The sequence below is a fragment of the Pseudomonas sp. P4_C1 genome, from assembly GCF_056402155.1.
On the sequence record NZ_JBFUHY010000026.1, the window covers coordinates 50,422 to 68,259 of the forward strand.

Annotated in this window: 14 protein-coding genes; 10 read left to right on the forward strand and 4 right to left on the reverse strand. The window is 61.6% G+C overall.

The genetic code is table 11. The features are described from left to right. Positions 1-220: 220 nt before the first annotated feature. The 9 genes from nosP (at position 221) to AC1DU9_RS16565 (ending at position 11,347) form a co-directional block, all read left to right on the forward strand. The gene (nosP, locus tag AC1DU9_RS16525; protein ID WP_223461945.1) at positions 221-1,378 is read left to right on the forward strand and encodes a nitric oxide-sensing protein NosP; all 1,158 of its coding nucleotides are present in this window, start codon (positions 221-223) and stop codon (positions 1,376-1,378) included. Beyond that, a complete protein-coding gene (gene nahK / locus AC1DU9_RS16530; protein WP_477810486.1) occupies positions 1,308-3,941 on the forward strand; it encodes a hybrid sensor histidine kinase/response regulator NahK/ErcS' in 2,634 nt (877 codons plus the stop codon). Before nosP ends, nahK begins: the two co-directional genes overlap by 71 nt. Positions 3,942-4,097: 156 nt before the next feature. Next, positions 4,098-5,663: an MBOAT family O-acyltransferase gene (locus tag AC1DU9_RS16535; protein WP_223459822.1), complete on the forward strand. Its 1,566-nt coding sequence runs from the start codon at positions 4,098-4,100 to the stop codon at positions 5,661-5,663. 11 nt (positions 5,664-5,674) lie between these two features. After that, entirely contained in the window at positions 5,675-6,850 is a 1,176-nt protein-coding gene (locus tag AC1DU9_RS16540) for an alginate O-acetyltransferase (protein ID WP_223459820.1), read from the forward strand. Positions 6,851-6,864: 14 nt separating this feature from the next. Beyond that, the gene (locus AC1DU9_RS16545) at positions 6,865-7,521 is read left to right on the forward strand and encodes an alginate O-acetyltransferase AlgF (RefSeq protein ID WP_223459819.1); all 657 of its coding nucleotides are present in this window, start codon (positions 6,865-6,867) and stop codon (positions 7,519-7,521) included. A gap of 225 nt (positions 7,522-7,746) precedes the next feature. After that, positions 7,747-9,198, forward strand: coding sequence for a mannose-1-phosphate guanylyltransferase/mannose-6-phosphate isomerase (locus AC1DU9_RS16550; RefSeq protein WP_223459818.1), 1,452 nt, complete (start codon positions 7,747-7,749; stop codon positions 9,196-9,198). A gap of 292 nt (positions 9,199-9,490) precedes the next feature. After that, positions 9,491-9,955, forward strand: coding sequence for a multidrug transporter (locus tag AC1DU9_RS16555; protein WP_108214937.1), 465 nt, complete (start codon positions 9,491-9,493; stop codon positions 9,953-9,955). A 33-nt stretch (positions 9,956-9,988) separates the two neighbouring features. After that, positions 9,989-10,813, forward strand: a complete 825-nt coding sequence (locus AC1DU9_RS16560) for an SDR family oxidoreductase (protein ID WP_223459816.1) — start codon at positions 9,989-9,991, stop codon at positions 10,811-10,813. 135 nt (positions 10,814-10,948) lie between these two features. Continuing rightward, on the forward strand, positions 10,949-11,347 hold the full coding sequence (locus AC1DU9_RS16565) for a DUF4440 domain-containing protein (protein ID WP_223459814.1): 399 nt from the start codon (positions 10,949-10,951) through the stop codon (positions 11,345-11,347). 76 nt (positions 11,348-11,423) lie between these two features. On the opposite strand, the gene AC1DU9_RS16570 is transcribed toward AC1DU9_RS16565, so the two are convergent. From AC1DU9_RS16570 to AC1DU9_RS16585, 4 genes are all read right to left on the reverse strand, one after another. Beyond that, positions 11,424-12,287 (reverse strand): efflux RND transporter periplasmic adaptor subunit, encoded by an 864-nt coding sequence (locus AC1DU9_RS16570; protein ID WP_223459812.1) that lies wholly within the window; start codon positions 12,285-12,287, stop codon positions 11,424-11,426. Positions 12,288-12,326: 39 nt separating this feature from the next. Next, the gene (locus AC1DU9_RS16575) at positions 12,327-12,527 is read right to left on the reverse strand and encodes a DUF1656 domain-containing protein (RefSeq protein WP_015096751.1); all 201 of its coding nucleotides are present in this window, start codon (positions 12,525-12,527) and stop codon (positions 12,327-12,329) included. Beyond that, entirely contained in the window at positions 12,517-14,709 is a 2,193-nt protein-coding gene (locus tag AC1DU9_RS16580) for an FUSC family protein (protein ID WP_457266027.1), read from the reverse strand. The genes AC1DU9_RS16575 and AC1DU9_RS16580 overlap by 11 nt, the downstream gene beginning before the upstream one ends. A gap of 138 nt (positions 14,710-14,847) precedes the next feature. Then, complete coding sequence (locus AC1DU9_RS16585; protein ID WP_223459807.1) at positions 14,848-16,347, reverse strand: efflux transporter outer membrane subunit; 1,500 nt, start codon at positions 16,345-16,347, stop codon at positions 14,848-14,850. Between the two features lie 191 nt (positions 16,348-16,538). Here AC1DU9_RS16585 and AC1DU9_RS16590 point away from each other — a divergent pair, with 191 nt between their 5' ends. Continuing rightward, positions 16,539-17,507 carry a LysR family transcriptional regulator gene (locus tag AC1DU9_RS16590; protein ID WP_223459805.1) on the forward strand — a complete coding sequence of 323 codons (969 nt, stop codon included), beginning with the start codon at positions 16,539-16,541 and terminating at the stop codon, positions 17,505-17,507. The last annotated feature ends 331 nt before the right edge of the window (positions 17,508-17,838 follow it).

Consider the following 17,838-nt stretch of genomic DNA (forward strand, 5'->3'; position numbering starts at 1 on the left):
GAGCGAGCCTGCTCGCGATGGCTGAGTGTCAGGCGACATGGATGTTGGCTGTGATGGCCCCATCGTCGGAACGCCGCCCGGAGCAAGCTCGCTCCCACAGGTATGAGCTTTAACTCTCTCATCCCATCGAAGCGGTTACCCGCTACCCAAGTAGCATTCGTCGCCCCCCACAGACTTCGTACACTCGTGCCTCATACACACGCACCTGCGGGAGGTAAGGATGCAGCAGAGCGAAGGCGTCGTCAGTGCAATGTCCCAGGCCACCGATGCCCGGCAGGTCGCGCAGGAACTGGCACGACAGTTGTTGCATCCGCACCTGGGGTTCGTGCTGTTCTTCTGTTCCGCCGAGTACGACTTGCAGGCGCTGGGCCAGGCCTTGCAGCAAAGCTTCGGCGGCATTCGCCTGGCGGGCTGCACCAGCGCCGGGGAAATCACTCCGCTGGGCTACGGGCGCAATTGCGTGACGGCGGTGGGCTTCGATCACCGGCACTTTTCCATCGCCATCGAGCTGATCGACCAGATGGAGCACTTCAGCCTGATCGACGCCCAGCAAATGGTCGAGCGCCTGGTCAGTGGCTGTCGCAGCAACACCCTGGCGCCGATCAAGGGCAACAGCTTTGCCCTGACCCTGCTCGATGGCCTGTCCAGCCGTGAAGAAATGGTCCTGGCGGCCTTGAGCGCGGCACTGGGCGACATTCCGCATTTCGGCGGCTCGGCCGGCGACGATAACTACCTGACCCATACCCATGTGTACTTCGATGGCGAGTTTCACAGCGGCGCGGCCGTGGTGGTGCTGGTCAACACCTGGCTGGATTTCGAAGTGTTCACCACCCACCACGTGCTGCCCCGCGCCGAGAAGCTGGTGGTTACCGGGGCCGACAGCACCTTGCGCCGGGTCTTCGAGCTCAATGCCGAGCCGGCCGCCGCCGAGTACGCCCGGCACATCGGCGTGCCGGTGGCGCAACTCGATCACCGGGTCTTCGCCGCGCACCCGCTGGCGGTGCGGATCAACCAGCAGTACTACGTGCGGGCCATCCAGCAGGTGCATCCGGACCTGAGCCTGAGTTTCTACTGCGCCGTGGAAAACGGCATCGTCCTCACCGCCATGACCCCGGGGCCGATGCTGCCGAACCTGCAGAGCCTGTTCGAGGGGTTGCAGGAGCGCCTGGGCGATTTGCTGCTGACCATCGGTTGCGACTGTTTCCTGCGGCGTCTGGAACTCGAAGACGACGGCAGCCTCGATCAGATCGGCTCGTTTTTGCGTGAGCAACGGGTGATGGGTTTCAACACCTATGGAGAACAGTTCAATGGCATGCACATCAACCAGACCTTCACCGGCGTTGCCATTGCCCGCGGCCGTGCCCCAGGACATCGCTGAGCTGCAGGCCGAACTGGCCGGGCTGCGCCTGGAAAACCATAAACTGCAGCGCATCAATGGCGCGCTGATCGAACGGGTCGAGTCCGGGGTGACCCGCGGCAACGATCCGTACGCGGCGTTCCAGCATTCGGTGGTGCTGGCCGAGCAAGTGCGCGAACGCACCGATGCCCTGAACCAGGCCATGGCCGAACTCAAGGCCGGTAATCATTTGCTCAGCGAAGCCCGCCTGCGCGCGGAAACGGCGCATCAACACCTGATCGATGCCATCGAAAGCATATCCGACGCCTTCGTCCTGTTCGACGCCGAGCAGCGCATCGTGCTGTTCAACAGTCGCTTCAAGGCGTTCTGGAGCAACAGCCGGGTGCGGATCAATGCCGGCATGCGCCTGACCGAGGTCAAGCGGTTGATGATGAACAACGGCCTGTTCACCGAAGAACCTCGCGGGCATGCCGACGAAAACCTGCTTTACCGCCTGCAGAACGGGCGCTGGCTGCAAGTCAGCGAGCGGCCGACCCAGGAAGGTGGGCGGGTGATTCTGTTCACCGACATTACCGACGTCAAACTCAGCGAAACCGTACGCCGTGAGCAGGCGGTGGCGCAGAAGTCCCATCTGTTGCAGCGGGCGGTCGACAATCTGTCCCAAGGGGTGGCGATGGTCAGCGCCGAGGGCATTCTGGAGCTGTGGAACCGGCGTTTCTTGGAGCTGAGCGGCCTGGCACCGGTGGCTGCCCATCGCCCGTTTGCCGAAGTGATCGCCGACAGCGAATTGAACCTTTTGACTCCGGCCAGTCGCGATGGCAATGGACGACCGGTCCGCGAATGTGAGCAGCGTCTGTTCGATGGCCGGGTCCTGGAAATCCGCACCCATCCGTTGCCTACCGGTGGTTTCGTCAACACCTACACCGACATCACCGAACGCTACCAGCACGCTGAGGCGCTGAGTGAAAGCGAACACTGGATTCGCCTGATCACCGATCACGTACCGGCATTGATTGCCTACCTCAATGCCGATCTGGTCTACGAGTTCACCAACAAGGTCTACGAAGAGTGGTACTGCTGGCCCCGCGGCGTGATGCTCGGCCAGAGCCTGCGCGAAGTGCACAGCGAACAGCATTACCAGCGGCTGGAGCCCTACGTGGCCAGGGCACTGGCCGGCGAGAGCGTGACCTTTGAGTTCGCCGAAACCAACGTCAACAACCAGGAGCGTTACATGCTGCGCTCCTATGTGCCCAACCGTCTGGCCAGTGGCGAGGTGGTGGGGATTTTCGTGCTGATCCGCGACATCACCGAACGCCGCCGCACCGCCGAGGCGCTGCATCAGGCGTATCAGAACCTGGAGCTGCGGGTACGCGAGCGCACGGCGGAATTGACCACCCTCAACGACCAGTTGCTGCGCGAGATCGATGAGCGGCGCCTGGTCGAGTCTCGCTTGCGCGAAGCCAAGCAGGAAGCCGAGCAGGCCAACCTGTCGAAAACCAAGTTCCTCGCCGCCGTCAGCCACGACCTGCTGCAACCGTTGAATGCCGCGCGCCTGTTTACCAGTGCCTTGCTGGAGCGGCGCGAGCCGATGTCCAGCGAGATTCTGGTGCGCAACGTGAGCAATTCCCTGGAAGACGTGGAGAACCTGCTCGGCACCCTGGTGGACATTTCCAAGCTCGATGCGGGGGTGATCAAGGCCGACATTACGCCGTTCGCCCTCAGTGAACTGCTGGACAACCTGGCCGCCGAATACACCCAGGTGGCACGCAGTGAAGGCCTGCAACTGCACTTCATCAGTTGTTCGGCGCTGGTGCGCAGCGACATCCAGCTGCTGGCGCGGATTCTGCGCAACCTGCTGAGCAATGCCATTCGCTATACCTGCAGTGGCCGAGTGGTGCTCGGTTGCAGACGGCATCATCAGTGCCTGACGATCGAAGTCTGGGACAGCGGCATGGGCATTGCCGAGCATCGCCTGGAGGAGATTTTCCAGGAGTTCAAGCGCGGAGATGTGCAGCGACCGGATCAGGATCGCGGTCTGGGCCTGGGCCTGGCGATTGTCGAGAAAATCGCCGGCATTCTCGGGCATCGCATTGATGTGCGCTCGTGGCCGGGCCGGGGCTCAATGTTCTCGGTCGAAGTCCCGTTGAGCGCCACCGCGCCGAAGCCGCCGCCGACGTTGCAGATGAGCGAGCCGATGCTCGAGCGCCTGCGGGGTGCACGGATCTGGGTGCTGGACAACGACGCGACCATCTGTGCCGGCATGCGCACCTTGCTGGAGGGGTGGGGGTGCCAGGTGGTGACGGCGCTGTCGGAGGAGGACCTGGCACGGCAAGTGGACAATTACCACGCCGAGGCCGACCTGCTGATCGCCGACTACCACCTGGACAACGACCGGAACGGTATCGATGCGGTGGCAAGAATCAATGCCCGTCGTGCCTCACCGATTCCGGCGATGATGATCACGGCCAACTACAGCAATGAACTCAAACAGCAGATCCGCGAACTGGGCCACACCCTGATGCACAAACCGGTGCGGCCGATGAAGCTGAAGACGGCGATGAGTCATTTGCTTGGCCGGCCTTGAGATCTCGGCGTTTTTGCCACCGCTATCGCGAGCAGGCTCACTCCTACAGGTTCAGTGTCGAGTTTGAGATTTGTGAGTTAGCCCCCCAGTTTTTCCATGGGGGGTTTGGGGGGGCCGTTGGCCCTTGACTGTTGGTTCAAACAAGGAGAGACCGGGATGGTTTTTTCATCCAACGTGTTCCTGTTTTTGTTCTTGCCGATCTTCCTCGGCTTGTACTACCTGAGCGGGCAACGCTATCGCAATCTGCTGCTGCTGATTGCCAGTTACGTGTTCTACGCCTGGTGGCGCGTGGACTTCCTCGCGCTGTTCGCCGGCGTCACGCTGTGGAACTACTGGATCGGCCTGAAAGTCGGTGCCGCCGGGGTCAGGACCAAACCGGCGCAGCGCTGGCTGCTGCTCGGCGTGGCCGTCGACCTGTGCATCCTCGGCTACTTCAAGTACGCCAACTTCGGCGTCGACAGCATCAACGCGATGATGACGTCGGTGGGTCTTTCGCCCTTCATCCTGACCCACGTGCTGTTGCCGATCGGCATCTCGTTCTACATTTTCGAGTCCATCAGCTACATCATCGACGTCTACCGTGGTGATACCCCGGCGACCCGCAACCTGATCGACTTCGCGGCATTCGTGGCGATTTTCCCGCACTTGATCGCCGGCCCCGTGTTGCGTTTCCGCGACCTGGCCGACCAGTTCAATAACCGCACCCACACCCTCGACAAGTTCTCCGAGGGCTGCACGCGGTTCATGCAGGGTTTCATCAAGAAAGTCTTCATCGCCGATACTCTGGCGGTGGTGGCCGACCACTGCTTCGCCCTGCAAAACCCGACCACGGGCGATGCCTGGCTCGGCGCACTGGCGTACACCGCGCAGCTGTATTTCGACTTCTCCGGTTACAGCGACATGGCCATCGGCCTGGGCCTGATGATGGGTTTTCGCTTCATGGAAAACTTCAAGCAGCCTTACGTCAGCCAGTCGATCACCGAGTTCTGGCGGCGCTGGCACATCAGCCTGTCGACCTGGCTGCGTGACTACCTGTACATCACCCTCGGCGGTAACCGCAAAGGCACGCTGATGACCTATCGCAACCTGTTCCTGACCATGCTGCTCGGCGGTCTGTGGCACGGCGCGAACATCACCTACATCGTCTGGGGTGCGTGGCACGGCATGTGGCTGGCGATTGAAAAAGCCATCGGCCTGAACACCTCGCCACGCAGCTTCAACCCGATCCGCTGGGTGATGACCTTCCTGCTGGTGGTGATGGGCTGGGTGATCTTCCGCGCGGAAAACCTGCACGTCGCCGGGCGCATGTACGGCGCGATGTTCAGCTTCGGCGACTGGTCGCTGTCGGAACTCAACCAGGCCAGCCTCACCGGCCTGCAAGTGGCAACCCTGATCGTGGCTTACGTGACCCTGGCGTTCTTCGGCCTGCGCGACTTCTACACCAATCAGCCACCGGCCAAGACCAAGCCTGCAGTGAACGTCGACGCCGACGGCCCGGCCGCTGCGACACCGGGAACGATCAAGGCCGTGCCTGGGGATAACCCGGCGAACATCCACCAGCCTGGCTACACCGTCGGCGTCGAAGCCCAGGTGCAACCGGCCTACCGGACCGCTGACTGGTCGCGCTACGTGATGCGTGCGCTGGTGCTGCTGCTGTTCATCGCCTCGATTCTCAAACTCTCGGCGCAAAGCTTCTCGCCGTTCCTTTACTTCCAGTTCTGAGGGATCTGACCATGACCCGCTCATTACGCATTTTCTACATCGCGCTGTTCCTGGTGACCCTGCTGGTGCTGGGTCTGTGGTCGGTGCGCAGCTTCTTCGGCTTCAGCACCAACGCCGATGCGACGGTGCTCAACGGTCGCTGGACCAAGGCCGTGGAAACCCACTACGACGATGAGTTCCCGATCAAGCGCCTGGGCACCAATCTCTGGGCCGCGCTGGATTTCAAACTGTTCAACGAAGGTCGTCCGGGCGTGGTGCTCGGTCGCGACCAGTGGTTGTACAGCGATGAAGAATTCCACCCGGTGGTCAACGAAGAGTTGAACCTGCAAGGCAACTACGCGCTGGTCGAAGGCGTGCGCCAGACCCTGAAAGAGAAAGGCGTGCAACTGGTGATGGCGGTGGTGCCGGCCAAGGTGCGCCTGTACCCGGAACACCTCGGTGAGGTGAAACCGGCGAGCATCCACGCCAACCTCTACAAGGACTTCCACCAGCGCCTGGCCGCCGACCGGATTCCGGCCCCTGACCTGCTCGGCCCGCTGCAACAGGCCAAACAGGATGGCCAGCAAGTGTTCCTGCGCACCGACACCCACTGGACCCCGCAAGGCGCCGAGATCGCCGCCATCCGTCTGGCCAAGACCATTGCCGACAAGTACCCGCTGAGCGGCGAGCCGCAGCGCTTCGTCACAGAACCTGCGGAGACCATCACCCACAAGGGCGACCTGCGCCTGTTCCTGCCACTGGACCCGCTATTCGAAAACCTGATGCCCAAGGCAGAACCCTTGCAGAAGCGCAATACGGTCGCAGCTGAAGATCAGCCCGCCGGCGACGACGCGCTGTTCGCCAACAACGAAGTGCCGGTGGCTCTGATCGGCACCAGCTACAGCGCCAATCCCAACTGGAACTTCGTCGGTGCACTCAAGCAAGCGCTGAACAGCGACGTGGTCAATTACGCCGAAGACGGCCACGGCCCGATTCTGCCGATGCTCAGCTACCTGAAAAGCGATGCCTTCAAGAACAGCCCGCCACAGGTGCTGATCTGGGAGTTCCCTGAACGATATCTGCCCGTGAACAACGAAATCGGCGACGCCGACCCGCAGTGGGTCGCAGAGCTTAAACAAGCCGGCGCCCGCCAACAAAACGTAGCCAACATCAACAAATCCGAGACGCCCGACCGGGCGCAAAACTGAAAGAGAGGTACACCATGACTTTCACTACAACTCCTCGTCGTCTCGCTAAAAGCTTTGCCCTGGTTGCCGGCCTCAGCGTGCTGTCGGTACAGGCTTTCGCCGGTGGCGACGCCGCCCTGTACGGCCCGACCGCGCCGAAAGGCTCGACCTTCGTGCGCATCTACAACGCCAGCAACGCCGAAGTCAGCGCCACCGTCGGCAGCACCAGCCTGAGCGACGTCGCGCCGCTATCGAGCAGTGACTTCAGCTTCATGCCGGGCGGCGACTACAGCGCCAAGGTCGGTAGCCAGAGCCTGCCGGTGAAACTGGCCGGCGACCACTATTACACCCTGGTCAACAACGCCAGCGGCGCACCGCAACTGATCGAGGAGCCGCCGTTCAAGAACAAGCAGAAGTCCCTGGTACGCGTGCAAAACCTCAGCGACAAGGCGCTGACCCTGAAGACCGCCGATGGCAAGACCGACGTGGTCCCGAACGTTGCGCCCAAGGGTCGCGGCGAGCGTGAAATCAACCCGGTGAAGGTCAGCCTGGCCTTGTACGACGGCACCACCAAAGTCGGTGACGTGAAACCGGTCGCCCTGGAACGCGGTGAAGCTGCGGTGCTGTACGTCACCGGCAGCGGCAGCAGCCTGTCGCCGGTCTGGGTGAAACGCCCGGTGTCGACGCGCTAACAAATTATCCGGACTGGCACATGTCCCCCCTGTAGGAGCGAGCCTGCTCGCGAAAAACGTCAGGGCAACGCGTTTAGCCAGACAGAACGCGTTTTCGTTGACGTCCATCGCGAGCAGGCTCGCTCCTACAGAGGACCGCCGCGCCAGCCCGGACACGAGACAAAAACAAGAGTGAAACGACAGAACGCAGTAGCTCTAACCAATCGATATTCAAGGAGTAACAACATGATTCCGGTGATCTTGTCAGGTGGTAGCGGCTCACGTCTTTGGCCGCTTTCCCGCAAACAATTCCCCAAGCAGTTCCTGGCCCTGACCGGCGAACACACCCTGTTCCAGCAAACCCTGGAACGCCTGGTGTTCGAAGGCATGGACACGCCAATCGTGGTCTGCAACAAGGACCACCGTTTCATCGTCAACGAGCAGTTGGCCGCGCGCAAACTCGAAACCCAGCGCATCCTGATGGAGCCGTTCGGGCGCAACACCGCGCCAGCCGTGGCCCTGACCGCGATGATGCTGGTCAGCGAAGGTCGCGACGAGCTGATGCTGGTGCTGCCGGCCGACCACGTGCTGGAAGACCAGAAAGCCCTGCAGCGTGCACTGGCCCTGGCCACCGTCGCCGCCGAAAACGGTGAAATGGTGCTGTTCGGCGTGCCGGCCACCAAGCCGGAAACCGGTTATGGCTACATCAAGTCGACCAACGACTCGCTGCTGCCTGAAGGTGTCAGCCGCGTCTCGCACTTCGTCGAAAAACCTGACGTGAAGCGCGCCACCGAGTTCGTCCAGTCCGGCGGTTACTTCTGGAACAGCGGCATGTTCCTGTTCCGCGCCAGCCGCTTCCTCGAAGAGTTGAAGAAGCACGATCCGGACATCTACGACACCTGCCTGCTGACCCTGGAACGCAGCCAGCAGGATGCCGACACCATCACCTTCGACGAAGCCACCTTCGCCTGCTGCCCGGACAACTCCATCGACTACTCGGTGATGGAAAAAACCCAACGCGCCTGCGTCGTGCCATTGACCGCTGGCTGGAGCGATGTCGGTTGCTGGTCGTCGCTGTGGGAAGTCAATAAAAAAGACGCCAACGGCAACGTCACCAAAGGCGACGTGGTGATCCAGGACAGCAAAAACTGCATGATCCACGGCAACGGCAAACTGGTGTCGGTGATCGGCCTGGAAAACATCGTCGTGGTCGAAACCAAGGACGCCATGATGATCGCCCACAAGGACAAGGTCCAAGGCGTGAAGCAGATGGTCAACACCCTCAACGAACAGGGCCGCAGCGAAACCCAGAACCACTGCGAGGTCTACCGTCCGTGGGGCTCCTATGACTCGGTGGACATGGGCGGGCGCTTCCAGGTCAAGCACATCTCGGTCAAACCGGGCGCTTGCCTGTCGCTGCAGATGCACCACCACCGCGCCGAACACTGGATCGTGGTCAGCGGCACCGCCGAAGTGACCTGTGACGAGAACGTGTTCCTGCTGACCGAGAACCAGTCGACCTATATTCCGATTGCTTCGGTTCACCGTTTGCGCAACCCGGGCAAGATCCCGTTGGAGATCATCGAGGTTCAATCCGGCAGCTACCTGGGCGAGGACGATATCGAGCGGTTTGAAGATATCTACGGGCGCTCGACGCCGGTTGAGCGTGGCGTGGCGGTGAAAACCATCGCGCAGTAACACTCAGTAAAACAAGAAGCCCTCGTCCAGCCTGCTGCGTCCCTATCCGCAGCAGGCTGGGCGGGGGCTTTTTTTGCACTGGGTTTTGTATTGCCTTGCCTGACCTCATCGCGAGCAAGCTCGCTCCCACAGGGTTTTGTGGTTGATCACAGAATTTGTGTTCGCCTCAGTCCACTGTGGGAGCGAGCTTGCTCGCGATGAGGCCAAAACATCCTCCACAGTAATCAAGTTCATCGCCAACCTTACCTGCGCTTAGGTAGGATGACCCTCTCTGTCCCCGAGAATTCACGTCATGTTCATCGGCGTCCTGCTGGTCATCACTTGGCTGATCCTGTTGCTGCGCTATCCGGCCAAGGCCTTGCCCGTTTCCATGGCCGCCGCCGCGGGGTTGGGCATCGTCGCCACCTGGGTCATCTGGATGGACCACCGCGAACTCAAGCAGCTGCAACGCCTGGAGTTGCGCATCAGCTACGCGCCGCAGCAATGTCCCGCCGACCGCCCATTGCAATTGACCTTGAACAACGGCAATGACGTGCCGCTAACCGAGCTGCGCTGGCGAGTCGCGGCCTATGCACCGGGCGATACGGTGAACCTGGCCGACAATCAATACACCGCCCCGCGCTACCGTGGCCCCGGCGAATTGCAGGCCGGTGGCAACTGGGAAGATTGCTTGCCGCTGCCGCCATTGCGCCCTGGCTACCGTCCGGAAACCCTGGAGTTTCGCGCCGAGCGATTGCAGGGTAGTTTTTCCGACTGATCCCTCTCCCATTTTTTGCACAAGGAATGCGCCATGCCCGTCGCGTTGATTACCGGTTGTTCCAGTGGCATTGGCCGCGCCCTTGCCGATGCGTTCAAGGGCGCCGGCTATGAAGTCTGGGCCAGTGCGCGCAAGGCCGAAGACGTCGCCATGCTGAGCGCTGCCGGATTTACCGCCGTGCAACTTGACGTAAACGACGGTGTTGCCCTTGAGCAGTTGAGTGACCGCATCAACCAGGAGCGCGGTGGTCTCGACGTGCTGATCAACAACGCGGGTTATGGCGCCATGGGACCACTGCTCGATGGCGGCGTACCGGCCATGCAGCGCCAGTTCGAAACCAATGTGTTCGCTGTCGTTGGCGTCACTCGCGCGATGTTTCCCGTGCTGCGCCGGACCAAAGGACTGGTCGTGAATATCGGCAGCGTTTCGGGTGTGTTGGTCACGCCATTCGCCGGCGCCTACTGCGCCTCGAAAGCCGCCGTGCATGCCTTGAGCGATGCCTTGCGCATGGAACTGGCGCCGTTCGGCGTGCGGGTCATGGAAGTCCAGCCGGGGGCCATCGCCTCCAGTTTCGCCAGGAATGCGGGGCACGAAGCGGAGCAACTGATCAGCGAACAATCGCCATGGTTCCCGCTGCGCGAAGGCATTCGTGCCCGGGCCAGGGCTTCCCAGGACAAACCGACCCCGGCCAGTGAATTCGCCGCCGGGTTACTCAAGGCTGTACAGCGGAGCAAACCTGCGCGCCTGGTGCGCCTGGGCAATGGCAGTCGTGCGTTGCCGCTGCTCGCCGGGTTGTTGCCCAAGGGGCTGCTGGAATCGGGGCTGATGAAGCGGTTCGGGTTGCGTGGGCAGCTCTGAGACCGAGTCGCCTGCAATCGCGAGCAAGCTCGCTCCCACAGGTCATGCGCAGATTTTCAGATGGCGCTAATCCTGTGGGAGCGAGCTTGATCGCGATGGCGTCAGAACAGACACCACAGAATTTCAGGAAACAACATGACCGACTACACCGAATACTTCGACGAAGTGATCCAGGCCCACGTGGCCATCGAGCAATGGCTGGCCGAAGAACGGGACGCGTCTGAACTCGAACAACTGCTGACCCGTTTTTCGCCGCAGTTTTCCATGGTCTCGCCGCTCGGTCGGGTGCTGGATTTTGACGCGCTGAACGAATTGTTCATGCTGGCGGGCGGCAAGAAACTCGGGTTTCGCATCGAGCTCAGCGAGTTGCGTGGTATTGCGTTGTACGACGGCGGCGCGACCGTGAGTTACCGCGAACAACAAACCGATGCGACCGGACTGCACTCGGATCGTCGCTCCACGGTCGTGTTCGAGAAGCAGGCGGATGGCCGGGTGATCTGGCGGCATTTGCATGAGACGTTTTGCAAGGAGTGAACCGCTGTTTTATACCTGCTCAACCGAGTCGTTCCCATCGCGGGCTTGCCCGCGATGGGGCCACCCGGTCTACAAGTCATGCCCCTCCATCCTGCTTCACCACCACCGTACAAGTAATCCCCGCCGCCAACACCACACCCTCCGGCACTTCATCGATGTGAATGCGCACCGGCACCCGTTGCGCCAGGCGAACCCAGTTGAAGGTCGGGTTTACATCGGCGATCAACTCGCGGCTTTCCGGGTTGTCGCGGTCGTAGATGCCGCGGGAGATGCTTTCCACATGGCCCTTGAGCACTTCGCCGCTCATCAGTTGCATGTCCGCCTTATCACCGACGCGCACATGGGGCAGCTTGGTTTCTTCGAAGAAGCCGTAGACCCAGAACGAGTTCATGTCGACCACGGCCATTTTCGCCTCGCCGATGCGCGCATAGTCGCCGCGATGCACGTTGAGGTTGGTGACGTAGCCGTCCACCGCCGCGCGCACTTCAGTGCGTTTGAGATTGAGTTCGGCGGCTTCCAGTTGCGCCTGGGCCTGCTGGTAATCGGCCAGGGCCGAGTCAGCAAGATTGCTGGCATCGTCACGGTTTTCCCGGGAGATCACCAGGTTGTCCATATCGGCGCGACGGTGGGCGTTGACCTTGCGCATCTCCCAGGTCGCCTTGCGCGATGCCACCAGGCTCTGAGCCTGCTTGACTGCCAGACGGTAGTGCTCGGGATCGATCTGCATCAGCAAATCGCCCTTCTTCACCAGTTGGTTATCGCGCACCGGCACGTCCACCACTTCGCCTGTGACGTCTGCGGCGACGTTGATGATATCGGCGCGCACGCGGCCGTCACGGGTCCACGGCGTGTTCATGTAGTGCTCCCACAAGGAGCGGCCGATCCACAGCGCGAGGGCCAGCACCAGCAAGGTCGCGAGCAGGCTGAAAAACTTTTTCATCGGGGCATTCTTCAGAGATAGAGAGTCAGTGATAGAGAGTCAACGGTAGACAGTCAGCGCCATGGCGCCGAACAGACAAGTAAACAGACTCAGGCGCAGCAACGCCGGGTGCCAGAAAAAACGGTACAGGTCGAACCCGGACAGGAACCGGTCGAGCGCCCAGGCAAGCGCCGCCGCGATGAAAAACATCAGGGTCATGGTCGGCATGTACACGCCGTGGAAGGCGATTTCACGAGGCATGCTCAAGTCCTTGGGGCTGGCTGTTTGCGAAGGCCGCAAGCGGTGATTGCGGATCAAGTAGAGAGGTGCGGATGAAGTGCAGGTAACTCTTCACCCGGCGCAACGCCGAAGTATCGAAGTGCGGGGCGAAGGGTTCGTCGGTGGACTGCACACGGCTGATGGCATGATCGACCGCGATCAGCGCGCGTTCGAGGTTGCTGCTGTTCGGTTGCAGGAACAACCGCACCAGCGCACGCCCCATCACCCGGATCGCCTGGCGCCACGGCTGGGATTCGGCATAGGCCGAATGCACCGGCAAAATCGCCTGTTCCTTGCGCAATTCGATGATCGCGTGACCGACTTCCAGCACCACGAACATCCAGCGCAACAAGTCCCGCTGCACTTGCGGTTGACCCGCCGCGAAGCCGTAGGCCTGATGCACCAGATCGCGGGTGCGGCTTTCAAAACTCGAGGCCAAACCCTTGAGCTTGCCACTGATGGCGTACACCACCTGAGCGCGCAGGTCCTGCTCCAGCCGACGCCACAGCCAGCGGCTGTTGGGCGGTAGAATGATCGCTCCGGCCGCTGCGCACACCAGCATGCCCATTACCATGGCGATGTAGTCGTTGATGAAGGTATAGGGGTTGTAAACCGTGAGGTTGTCCGGCACCGAACCGGTGCTGAAGAAGATCAGCAAGCCCAGGCCGACGCCGACGTATTGCGGCCGCGAGGTCAGGAACGAACCCAGTACGATCACCGGCGCGAGCATCACACACAACAACGGAAATCCGTCGATCCACGGGAAAATGAAAAACATCTCGACGAAGCCGATCAGCGCCCCGAGCAATGTCCCGCACGCCATCTGAAAGGCCATGCGTTTCGGGTTCGGGGTGGCGGCGGACAGGCCCACGGTCGCGGCGGCAATCAGGGTCATGGTCGCGCCGCTCGGCCAGGCGGTTGCCACCCAGTAGCTGCCCAAAACCACCAGGATGAACGCTGCGCGAATCCCCGATGCTGCCGCTGCCATCCAGTTGGTTTGCGGAGTGAACGGCTCGTCCCAGCGCTCCCGTTCATGACTGTGATCGGCCAGGGAGGCGTGGGTCTGTGCATAACCGTGCAGGTCGTCGACGAAACGATAGAGCAACTCGTAGGCGGTGTGAAAATCCAGTTGTTCGGCATCGCTCGGATTGCTCTGTTGGAACGTCGCCCGCAGACAACGCACCCGCGCCGGCAAATCTTCCTTGTAGGCGCTCAACACTGTGACCAGCCGCGCCGCATCGGCGCTGGTCAGGGCTCGACCGCTGAAGCCGTCGAGCAGCTCGGCGAGGTCCTGCAGTCCCGGTTTGATCGCCGCTACTACCTGATCCGCTGCGCTGCTGCGCAGGCGTTCGAGCAACTGATGCAAGGCGTTGAAACGCGTGGTGATGCCCATGAACTCGCTGTTCAGGCGACTGAGGCGGCCATTGCGCCGACGCATGTGCGGGTCTTCAAACACAGTGACGCTGCGCAAGCCTTCCAGGCCCACGGCTTCGGCGATGAAACGCACGTTGCCGGCCTCGAACGCCTCGCGTTGACTGCGGCCACGCAAGCCGTCGGTGACGAACAGGGCGAACACGCCAAAGCGCTGATACAAGGCATTGCGCATCGCCGCGCTGGCCGATTGCGGCAGGATCGCAGCACTGATCAGGGTCGAACAGAGAATGCCCAACGAGATTTCCAGCACCCGCCAGACCGCCGCCATGAACGCACCCTCCGGATGGGCCAATGCGGGCAAGCCGACCATCGCGGCGGTGTATCCGGCGAGTACGAAACCGTAGGCGCGGAAGTTGCGGCAGCGGGCGGCGCCGGCCGTGCAGATACCGACCCAGATCGCCAGCGAACCGAGGAACAGCTCAGTGTTCTGCGCAAACAGGGCGATCAGCGCGACCATCACCGCCGACCCGGCCAGGGTGCCGAGAAAACGATAGAAACTCTTGGCGAACACCTGGCCGCTCTGCGGCTGCATGACGATGAACACGGTGATCATCGCCGTGCGCGGTTGCGGCAGTTCCAGGCGCATGGCCAGCCACAGCGTCAGGAATGCGGAGAACAACACCTTGAAGATGTAGACCCAGGTCACGCCGTCGCTGCGTGCCCAGTCGAAGAGCCCCCGGCGCCATTCCAGGGAGTACAGCCAGCGCAAGGGTGCGGGCAAGGGAGTCATCAAATCCTGCTCAATAAATTCCAGGGAAAACCGGAACCTGTAGGAGCGAGCCTGCTCGCGATAGCGGTGTGTCAGGCGACATGATTGCTGACTGACACGCCCTCATCGCGAGCAAGCTCGCTCCCACAGGTGTTGTGTTCAACGCAAAAGGCTCGGGGTTTTCGGCGCTTGGGTCTGGCTGTCTTTTGGCACGTCGTTGCCGGCACCGAGGCCACCGCCCAACGCCGTCACCAACTCGGCATGGGCACTCAAACGCGCTGCCTGAACCTGCTGCTGCACCTGCTGCTGCTTGAACAACAAGGTCTGGGCATTAAGCACGTTGAGGTAGTCGGTCAGGCCGCGCTGGTAGGCAATCATCGCGATGTCGTAGGTCTTCTGCGCAGTGGCCACCGACTCGGCGGCGAAAGCCTGTTGCTTGTCCATGGACTCGCGGCGGATCAACTGGTCGGAGATGTTTTTCAGGGCATTGACCAGGGTCTGGTTGTACTTGGCCACGGCGATGTCATACCCGGCCGAGGCTTCCCCCAATTCCCCACGCAATCGCCCGCCATCGAAGATCGGCAATGAAATCGCCGGCCCCACGCTGTAGTTGAGTTTCTTGCCGGTCAGGAACTCCAGCGCCCCGCCGCCGGTGGCCATGTAGCCGAGGCTGCCGACCAGGTCGACGTTCGGGTAGAAACCGGCATGGGCGACATCGATGCCCCGCGCCTGCGCCGCCACTTGCCAGCGGCTGGCGACCACGTCCGGGCGTTGGCCGAGCAATTGCGCCGGCAGCGACGACGGCAGTTTCAGTGGCGCCCCCAACGACAACGTTGGCCGCTGTAACTGCGCGCCCTCCCCCGGCCCCTTGCCGGCGAGGGCGGCGAGCTGGTTGCGGCTCAAGGCGATCTCTTCGTCGAGGGCGTCGATCTGGCGATGGGTTTCCGGCAGCGGCGTCTCGGCCTGGCTGACTTCGAAATGGGTGCCGATGCCCCCGCTCAGGCGTTTTTGCGCCAGCTCAAGGATCTGCTGTTGCTGCTTCAAGGTCGCCTCGACGATGTCCCGCTGGGCGTAATGCAACGACAACTCGATGTAGACCCGTACGATGTTGTCCTGCAATTCGAGCTGGGCCTGGCGTGCTTCGGCGACGGTCATGTGCGCCATGTCCACGGCGCGCTCGGTGGCATTGCTTTCCCGGCCCCAGAGGTCGAGGGCATAGCTGAAACCCAGCGCCGCGTTATTGTCCCAGGTGGTGCTGTTGGCCAGCTCGCCGGGGCCATAGAACTGGTCGGTAGGCCAGTTATGGCGCTTGAGGGTCGACTCGCCATTGATCTGCAGCGACTCGGCGGCTTCGGCCACACCGGCCATGGACCTGGCCTGACGCACCCGGGCGGCGGCCATGGCCAGGGTCGGACTGCCTTGCAGGGCGAGGTCGATCCAGCGATTCAGTTGCGGGTCACCATAGGCCTGCCACCATTGCGCGGTGGGCCAGTGCGCATCTTGCGCGGCGCTCTGGATCGCTTCGTCGGTGGCCAGTGAATTGGCCTCCAGCGCCTTGCCCTGTGGGGCAATACCTCCGGTTCCGATGCAGCCGCTGATTGCCAGGGTTAAAGCCAAAACACTGAGCGACTGAAGCGCTCTGCTGATGCGACGCGGCACTGCTGCGATTTCCTGAGGTGGGGTGTTCTTGAGGTGAGCGCAATTCTATGGGGCGGCCTGAAGGGCGATAAGCTGGGATTCCTGTGAATCTTTGTTACCGTTAACGAGATAATCCGTAGGTAGATCCTTAGTCGCCTGTAAATAAACAGAAACTTCGTGTCACAATTTGTCATTCGACGAGAGAGCACCCCATGGACACTTTGCAAAACATGCGCGCCTTCAGTTACGTGGCCGAAGCGGGCAGCTTCACCGCCGCCGCCGTGCAACTGGACACCACCACGGCCAACGTTTCGCGCGCGGTCTCCAACCTGGAAGCCCACCTGCAAACCCGTCTGCTCAACCGAACGACCCGTCGTATCGCCCTGACCGAAGCCGGCAAACGCTACCTGCTGCGCTGCGAGCAGATCCTGGCCTATGTCGAAGAAGCCGAAGCCGAGGCCAGCGACGCCCACGCCCGCCCGGCCGGGCAACTGAAAGTGCACACCATGACCGGCATCGGCCAGCACTTCGTGATCGATGCCATCGCCCGCTACCGCAAGACCCACCCGGACGTGACCTTCGACCTGACCATGGCCAACCGCGTGCCGGACCTGCTCGACGAAGGCTACGACGTGTCCATCGTCCTGGCCCGCGAACTGCCGGATTCGGGTTTCGTCTCCCAGCGTCTGGGCATCACCTACAGCATCGTTTGCGCCTCGCCGGCCTACGTCAAAGCCAACGGCTGCGCACAAAAACCCAGCGACCTGCTCAACCACGCCTGCCTGCGCCTGGTCAGCCCGGTGATTCCGCTGGAGAAATGGGCCTTCGACGGTCCCGACGGCCAGGAAATGGTCACCATCAACAGCTCACCGTTCCTGGTGAACTCCGCCGACGCGATGAAATCCGCGATCATCAGCGGCATGGGCGTTGGCGTCCTGCCGCTGTACGCCGCGATAGAAGGCCTGCGCAACGGCACGCTGGTGCGCATGATGCCCAAATACCGCTCGCAGGAACTGAACCTGTACGCCATCTACCCGTCGCGCCAGTACCTGGATGCGAAGATCAAGACCTGGGTCGAGTATTTGCGCGGATCGTTGCCGGAATTGCTGGCGGCGCATCAGGCGGAACTGGCGGCGTATGAACTGAGCGGGAGTCTGGGTGGGGTTCGGGTGGCGAATTGATCCATCGGTTCAAGGATTGATCCCTTGTGGGAGCAAGCTCGCTCCCACATTTGGATTTGCATAAATCTGCCAGAAATTGACCGGCTGTCAGGCCACCTTCGCGGGCAAGCCCGCTCCCACATCTATGGTTACCCCCTTTTCTGCAATACTGTTGTTGATGTCGTGTTTGGCTTGCTTTCATCTATCCGGCGTCTGAGTTGGGGTTGTGGCCCCCGCGCCTCGATGAGAATCGATGCCCAACGACCCTAATTAGGGGAACGGCCTTGCAGCCGTGTGAGAGCCCAGGGTTGTCGTCAGGCCGGTTGGCCGTTCATGTCATCAGTTATCCAGC